The sequence below is a fragment of the Ruegeria sp. CDSA033 genome (assembly GCF_059612305.1).
The window spans coordinates 1-2190 of record NZ_JBXWQI010000054.1 but is presented as its reverse complement, the minus strand read 5'-3'; the positions used below and the strand labels follow the sequence as shown (position 1 = coordinate 2190).

At 61.3% G+C, this 2190-nt stretch carries 2 protein-coding genes; both read left to right on the top strand.

Annotated features, from left to right (window positions below; translation table 11 throughout):
• Positions 1–963 (top strand): Re/Si-specific NAD(P)(+) transhydrogenase subunit alpha (locus tag AC2FLA_RS22380; protein WP_496725436.1); only part of this gene is annotated, 963 nt, incomplete at its 5' end.
• Between the two features lie 13 nt (positions 964–976).
• Positions 977–2190, top strand: a 1214-nt coding sequence (locus tag AC2FLA_RS22375) for an NAD(P)(+) transhydrogenase (Re/Si-specific) subunit beta (RefSeq protein WP_496725434.1), incomplete at its 3' end; no start/stop codon positions are given.

Sequence of the window (2190 nt, the reverse complement as noted above, 5' to 3'; positions counted from 1 at the left end):
GAACAGGTCGAATCGATGGGGGCCGAGTTCGTCTATCTGGATTTCAGTGAGGATCAGCAGGACGGTGCCGCCACCGGCGGTTATGCCAGCGTTCAATCCGAGGAATTCCGCGAGGCGCAGCTGGCCAAGTTCCGCGAGCTGGCACCCGAGATAGACATCGTGATCACCACCGCGCTGATCCCGAACCGCGAAGCGCCCGAGCTTTGGACCAAGGATATGGTCGAGGCGATGAAGTCGGGCTCGGTCATTGTTGACCTTGCGGCGGAAAAGGGCGGCAACTGCAAGCTGACCGTGGCGGATGAGAAGATCGTGACCGACAATGGCGTGACCATCATCGGTTATACCGACTTCCCCAGCCGGATGGCGGCGCAGTCCTCGTCTTTGTACGCGACCAACATCCGTCACATGATGACCGACCTGACGCCTGAAAAGGACGGTCAGATCAATCACGACATGGAAGATGACGTGATCCGCGGTGCGACTGTGACATTTGAAGGCGACATCACCTTCCCGCCGCCGCCGCCCAAGGTGCAGGCGATCGCGGCGCAGAAGAAACCGGAAGTCAAGGAACTGACCCCGGAAGAGAAAAAGGCGCAGGAGGTTGCAGCCTTCAAGGCGCAGACCAAACAGCAGTTCACTCTGCTGGGGGTTGGTGGCGCGCTGATGCTGTTGGTGGGGCTGATCGCTCCGGCCAGCTTCATGCAGCACTTCATCGTCTTTGTGCTGGCCATTTTTGTGGGCTTCCAGGTGATCTGGGGCGTCGCGCACAGCCTGCACACACCGCTGATGGCGATCACCAACGCGATCTCGTCGATCATCATCGTTGGGGCTGTGATGCAGATCGGATCGGGGTCGTTCCTGGTCATTCTGCTGGCGGCGCTGTCCATCTTCATGGCCGGGATCAACATCTTCGGCGGCTTCCTCGTAACCCGGCGCATGCTCGCCATGTTCCAGAAATCTTAAGGAGGCCGGGCACATGGAATTTGGCTTCACTACTGCCGCCTACGTTGTTGCGGCTGTTCTGTTCATCCTATCGCTCGGCGGCCTGTCGAACCAGGAAAGCGCCAAGCGTGCGGTCTGGTATGGCATCGTTGGTATGGCGCTGGCGGTCTTTGCCACGCTGGTTGGCCCCGGTTCGGGTCTGTGGCTGCTGTCGCTGCTGCTGATCGCGGGCGGTGGTCTGATCGGTCAGTACGTTGCACAGCGCGTGCAGATGACCGAGATGCCGCAGCTGGTGGCCGCGATGCACTCGCTGGTCGGTCTGGCAGCTGTGTTCGTGGGCTTCAACGCGCATTTTGAGATCGGCAACGTGGCGCAGGTCATGGCCATTGCCGACAGCGCGAAAGAGGCGGACCTGTCCAATCTGGGCGCTTTTGCCAAGCTGATCGCCAAGAAAACCTCGGCCGAGCTGGCAATCCTGCATGTGGAACTGTTCCTGGGTATCTTCATCGGTGCGATCACCTTTACCGGGTCGGTCGTGGCCTATGGCAAGCTGGCGGGCAAGGTGACGTCTACGGCAACCAAGCTGCCGGGCGGTCACGCGCTGAACGCAGCGGCTGCGGGTCTCTCGCTGATCTGCCTGGTCTGGTACACCGCATCCGGTGGTCTGCTGCCGCTGATCCTGATGACGCTGGCGGCGCTGTTCATCGGTTATCACCTGATCATGGGCATCGGCGGTGCCGACATGCCGGTGGTTGTGTCGATGCTGAACAGCTACTCGGGCTGGGCGGCTGCGGCGATCGGCTTCAGCCTCGGCAACGACCTTCTGATCGTGGTTGGTGCGCTGGTGGGCTCGTCGGGTGCGATCCTGTCCTACATCATGTGCAAGGCGATGAACCGTCACTTTGTCAGCGTGATCCTGGGCGGCTTTGGTGGCCCACAGGGTGAGCAGATGGCGGTTGAGGGCGAGCAGATCGCCATCGAAGCCGACGGTGTGGCCGCCGCGCTGAACGACGCTGACAGCGTTGTCATCATCCCCGGCTACGGCATGGCGGTGGCGCAGGCACAGCAATCGGTCAGCGAACTGGTCCGCAAGCTGCGGGCGCAGGGCAAGAACGTGCGCTTTGCGATCCACCCGGTCGCGGGCCGTCTGCCGGGCCACATGAACGTGTTGCTGGCCGAGGCGAAGGTGCCATACGACATCGTGCTTGAGATGGACGAGATCAACGATGACTTCCCCGAAACGGATGT